7 protein-coding genes are annotated in these 4,971 nt (G+C 61.2%); 1 reads left to right on the top strand and 6 read right to left on the bottom strand.

Annotation, left to right across the window (positions count from 1 at the left end; genetic code table 11):
• Window position 1: 1 nt before the first annotated feature.
• Genes MJ643_RS30090 through MJ643_RS30115 form a run of 6 tightly spaced genes read right to left on the bottom strand, consistent with a single transcriptional unit; the run spans window position 2 to window position 4,297 of the window.
• A complete protein-coding gene (locus tag MJ643_RS30090) occupies window positions 2-1,291 on the bottom strand; it encodes a site-specific integrase (RefSeq protein ID WP_247727250.1) in 1,290 nt (429 codons plus the stop codon).
• The gene (locus tag MJ643_RS30095; RefSeq protein WP_247727251.1) at window positions 1,288-1,716 is read right to left on the bottom strand and encodes a VRR-NUC domain-containing protein; all 429 of its coding nucleotides are present in this window, start codon (window positions 1,714-1,716) and stop codon (window positions 1,288-1,290) included. The genes MJ643_RS30090 and MJ643_RS30095 overlap by 4 nt, the downstream gene beginning before the upstream one ends.
• Complete coding sequence (locus MJ643_RS30100; RefSeq protein WP_247727252.1) at window positions 1,713-2,009, bottom strand: DUF1364 domain-containing protein; 297 nt, start codon at window positions 2,007-2,009, stop codon at window positions 1,713-1,715. Before MJ643_RS30100 ends, MJ643_RS30095 begins: the two co-directional genes overlap by 4 nt.
• The gene (locus tag MJ643_RS30105; protein WP_247727253.1) at window positions 1,991-2,209 is read right to left on the bottom strand and encodes a hypothetical protein; all 219 of its coding nucleotides are present in this window, start codon (window positions 2,207-2,209) and stop codon (window positions 1,991-1,993) included. The genes MJ643_RS30100 and MJ643_RS30105 overlap by 19 nt, the downstream gene beginning before the upstream one ends.
• Window positions 2,206-3,588, bottom strand: a complete 1,383-nt coding sequence (gene dnaB, locus MJ643_RS30110) for a replicative DNA helicase (RefSeq protein WP_247727254.1) — start codon at window positions 3,586-3,588, stop codon at window positions 2,206-2,208. The genes MJ643_RS30105 and dnaB overlap by 4 nt, the downstream gene beginning before the upstream one ends.
• On the bottom strand, window positions 3,581-4,297 hold the full coding sequence (locus MJ643_RS30115) for a helix-turn-helix domain-containing protein (RefSeq protein WP_247727255.1): 717 nt from the start codon (window positions 4,295-4,297) through the stop codon (window positions 3,581-3,583). Before MJ643_RS30115 ends, dnaB begins: the two co-directional genes overlap by 8 nt.
• A 320-nt stretch (window positions 4,298-4,617) precedes the next feature.
• Between MJ643_RS30115 and MJ643_RS30120 the strand changes: the two genes are divergently transcribed.
• Window positions 4,618-4,845, top strand: coding sequence for a hypothetical protein (locus MJ643_RS30120; protein WP_247727256.1), 228 nt, complete (start codon window positions 4,618-4,620; stop codon window positions 4,843-4,845).
• The last annotated feature ends 126 nt before the right edge of the window (window positions 4,846-4,971 follow it).

A 4,971-nucleotide genomic window follows, 5' to 3' on the forward strand; every position in this document is an offset into this window, starting at 1 on the left:
TTCATTTCGAATCCTCGCTTATGGTTGATTTCGAAATTTCGCCGCAGCCCGCGCTCTGCAAGGTCTCGCCGGAATTACCTGAATCTACGGATCTAAAGCGGGTCAAGCCGCGAATCAGGGCGAAGCCTTTCTGATCAAGGTGCGCATGCCACTTCTCCAACGCCTCGCGCTTGCGGGCCATCATGTCGGACTGGATGTACACCTTCACGTTGTGCCCCATGGCATGGTTGACCAGCAGCTCACCCACCAGGTGGTCAACGCCCAGATCAGCCCAGCAGGTGCGGGCCAGCTTGCGCAGGTCGTGACTGGTCCAGTTGCCCTCGCTAATGGCTTCAAACACCACCCACGCCTGAACCTCGCTCAGTGGCTTGCCCTTCCTACCCGGGAACAGGAACTGGCCGTCATAACCGCCGCTGCGCTGAATCTCGCGATAATCCATGAGCAAGGTGCGCACCTGATCGGTTAGTGGCAGGCGATGCTCTACGCGGGTTTTGGTGTGCTCGGCCGGAATGAACCACTCTTGCTCAGCCAGGCTGATATGGCTCCAACGGGCCATACGGGTCTCGGCTAAACGCGTGCCGTGGAACAGCATCATCAGGGCCAGCACGCCATGTTGCGGGTTTTGGGCTAGCGTGCTGAGCAGGCGTGCCACCAACCCCTCCAGATGAACGCTCCGCAGTCGCGATGGCTTGACTGTGACCTTGGCCTTTGAGAAGTCGCCGAAGCGGATGCCGGCCATAGGGTTGGCGTTGATCTTGTCGAGCTTAAAGGCCTGGCGGAAGGCCAGAGCCAGCAACTGAAAGACCAGGCGAACGTAGTCAATCGACAGTGACTCTTGCAGCGGCCACATCAGCTCGCGATCAAGCAGCGCCTTGTCGATCTGAGCCAGCGGCGTGTCGCCCAAGCGCGGCATCAGGTGCTGCTTGATTGCCGACGCCGCCGTGCCCTTGCGCTTGGCGGACAGGTTACGGTCACGCGACATGCGCTCGGCGAACCAGTACAGCAGCTCGCCGGTCAGCACCCAGCTCGACAGGCTCGCACCCTTCCCCGCCTCCAGGCGCAGGCGGATATCCGGCAGTGCCGCGGCAACCTTGGCAGCGCTCAGCTCAGGATATGAGCCGATCAGGTTCCATTTACCCTTGTGGACCAGGTACCAGGACCCGCGCTCACGGGAACGGTGGAACCGGAAGTACAGGCCGTGATTGCCCAAGGCGCGCAGGTCGCGCACCTGGCCGGCGGCCTGCCGGCGAATCTCTGCATCGCTGATTTTCACAGCGGCGGTATTGGTCATGCTGCAACCTCCGTTTTTGGCAGGGCCATGTACGCCCTCAGGCACTCCATGGCGTCGAAATGCCCCCGGCACACAACGGCCAAGTAGCCTTGATCGTTCAGCCGGCCAATGCAGGCCTGCTGCTCAATGGATACCGGCGCCGGTTTCACGGTGGCTTTGAATTCAATGAATAGGCCGAAGTACCCGCCTCGCGCCATGGTCAGTTGGAGGTCTGGAATACCGGCCTTGGTGCCTTGCGCCTTGAACCGCGCCGCCTCAGCCTTGCTGCGGTAGCCGCCATTCGGGGTGTGGTGCAGGTTCGAGAACACCTCCGGATAGCGGAGCTCGATCTCTTTCATCAGGGCGGCCTGCTCCTGCCCTTCGCGATCGATGCGCTTAGCTCTCGGCTTCCCCAGCTTGTACGGATGAAGGGCGGGAGCACTCATGCAACTAGCACCCCCTCGCTGATCAGCTGCGCCTGGGTGCGCATCACGCCCTCGGCGTGGTACCGACGTGCGGTGTCGCGGTCTACAACCCGGCTGCGGCCGTCACAGGCGTCGTGGCAGGCGCTGCAGGCCCAGGCGCCCTGCAGGTCGTTCGGCTTGCAGCCCACGCCACAGGTGCCGGCCATGCGGTAATGCGCCAGAACGGTGGTTTCCGGGTTGCCGTTGCACACGCCCGGGATACGCACCTGGCACTCCCGGCCGCGGGCGGCCTTGGTCAGTTTCGATTGCCGCATGGACTGTCTTCTCCTTGAAGATCGATGACGTAGTAGGTGCTCGGCCACATGCGCTGGCCGTGAATGACCGCCGAAGCCTGGTCCCGATACAGGCAAACAGGCGGCGCCGGATCATGGGAAAGACCAAGAAGGTCGCTGCGGCAGTACAGCGCGTAGCGGTAATCGGCCAGGTCGGGAGGCAGGAGCATTGAGCTGTTCATGCAGGGATCTCCTTCCGGCCGTAACGCGACGCGAGTGATCGGTCGTTCGCCACGGGCGCTTTTACTGGCGGCTGCCAGTTGGCCGAGAGGTTTTCGAAGCGGTTGTACTGCCCCAGGAACGCAGCGCGCACGGTGCCGGTCTCGATGTCGCGCCCCTTGCCCACGATGATCTCGGCGATTCCTTTGAACTCGCTGTGCTCGTGATAGACCTCATCCCGATACACGAACAAAATCACATCAGCATCCTGCTCGATGGCGCCCGACTCGCGCAGATCGGACGGCACTGGACGCTTGTTCGGGCGCTTTTCGCATTCACGGGACAACTGGCTCAGCAACACGACCGGGATGCCCAGCTCGCGGGCAAGCAGCTTGCAGCCGCGACTGATGCCGCTGACTTCCTCGGTGCGGTTGCCGCCATCGCCGTCCATGAGTTGCAGGTAGTCGACTACCAGCAGGTCCAGCCCGTAGCGCATCTTGTGCCGACGAGCCAGCGAGCGGATGCGACCCACAGTTGCCCCGGCGCGGTCGGCAATGAACAGGCCAGCCTGCTTGATCTTACTGACTGCAGTCTGAAGCTCAGTACCGTGTGACTGGCAGGCGGCGCCGGACTTGACTAGGCCCAGCGGAATCTTGCCCTCAGCGGCGACGGCACGATCAATCAGTTGACCTTTGCTCATCTCCAGGCTGACCACCAGCGCGGACTTCTTCTGGCGCACGGCTACGTCGAGAGCAAACCCCATAGCCAAGGTTGTCTTGCCCATGGCCGGGCGGCCAGCAACGATGATCAACTGTTCCGGCTGCAAGCCGCCAAGCTTCTCGTCCAGGTCGGTAAGGCCGGTGGACAGTCCGATCAACGTTTCGCCGCGCGACAGTCGGTCGTGACGCTCTTGCCATACCTCCAGTTGATCGATCATCAGGTCGCCGGCCTTGACGATCTCATCGGCATCACAACCCGAATCGATGGCCATAGCAGCGGCCTGGACAGCAGCGATCCTCGTCTGGATATCGCCGCCACCCTGAGCAATTTCGAGGGTTTTCGCGCTCAGGTCGCACAGTGCGCGCTCAATGGCGCGAGTCCTAACAACCTCGGCATAGGTCCCGGCGCTTGCCACGCTTGGCGTGTTGGCGACCAGGGTGGCGCAATGACCCAGAGCCCTTTCGCCGTTGTACAGCACGCCGATGTGCTCGGCTACGGTCAAGAAGTCCACTGCCTTGCCAGCGGCGCGGAGGTCCATGATCCCCCGGAACACTTCGGCGTTCTCGGCGAAGTAGAACGACTCGGGCGACAAGTCGTCGGACAGGGTGTCGATCAGCTCGGGACGCTGGAGCATGGCGCCCAGCAGGCCGTGTTCGGATTCGAGATTGTAGGGCTCATGCATGGTAATTGCCCTCCACCACCTTCACGAAGTTGGACGGGGCAATCAGCCAGTCGAAGGTGCAGCGGAACTGAGTGTCGCGACCCTTCAATCGCCCCATCAGGAAATCGCTGGTCTCTACCTGAGTGAAAAAGTCACTCCAGAAATCAAGATCCTGGTGAACAGGGCTCTCTGCCCAGCGAGCCTGGATCTTCGCCTTGCGATCTTTGTTGACCAGTACGACACGGGGCAGCTTGTGAAGGATCTGGTTGAACAGATCGACGATTTGATCGACTGGAGCCTTTTTCGAGCCTGCACATGCGCCTGTATCTTCTTCTGACGGTTCCTTGATGGTTCCTTTACGGTTCTGGGGGCACGTGGTGCCGGGGTGGGGGGCATCAGGTGCCGGGGTGGGGGGCATTTCCTGCCGGGGCTCCCCGGCATATGCTGCCGGGGGGCACGTGGTGCCGGGGTTGTAATTGGATGGGCTCACCGTGTACCAAGTGGAACGGCCAGTTCGGTGGTGTGCTTCCAGTGCGCCGGACTGCTCAAGCCACCGCAATGCATTACGCACAGCGCGCTCGGACAGGCAGGTGCGCTCAACGATCCTCGCTACCGATGGCCAGCACACACCATCATCGTTTGCGTTGTCGGCCAGGGAAATTAGCACCGACTTCTGCGCCGGGCTCATGCCCTGCAACGGCCAGCAGGCCGTCATGACTACCGTGCTCACGCCTCACCCCCGCACAGCGATGCCCGCAGGTGCTCGACACACTCACGACGGAGTGCGGCTTTCGAAGCGGCTGCGTACTGGAGGCGAATCATTCGCGCGGCATGGGCTGCGGCGGATTGGTGGTAGGCTTTCTGGTGCGAAACGGCCAAGGGTGCGGTATTGATTGCATCCATTGCAGAGTGCATAATTACCTCGTTTTGTTGTTGAAGAAGCCGCCCTGCCAGGCGGTTTTTTTATGCCCGGAATTCGGGCGTTATGGGTGTCCGGCGCATCCGTGGTAGCTTTTTGCTTCCACACAACAAGGTCCAAGGAGACCGGACATGGAAGACGAAGTGATCACCCCATTCGAGCTTGGGGTTCTGTCGGCGCTGATGCTGCTTGGGAAGGCTGTGGCATCGAACCCTCAACTGAACGTTGAGGAGCTGAAGCGAGACGCTGCCGCGGTTCTCTCGAAGCTTCCTCAGAACCCTCAATGGAAAGGCGGCAAGAGCATCGCGCGCAGCCCGATTGAGGAGCTTCTTGTGGGCATCGAGAAAGTACAGCGGTAGAAATCTGGGCGGCGAGGTAGGCGAGCTTTTCGCTTGCGTCGCCGTCCATCGGGAATTGCTTATCCATCCGCTCTCTCCTACTGGTTACATTCACAGGTGTTTTGGCCATCTACTGGCATAGCGCCA

Source organism: Pseudomonas sp. PNPG3, from assembly GCF_023093815.1.
In the GTDB taxonomy this organism is placed as follows: domain Bacteria; phylum Pseudomonadota; class Gammaproteobacteria; order Pseudomonadales; family Pseudomonadaceae; genus Aquipseudomonas; species Aquipseudomonas asiatica.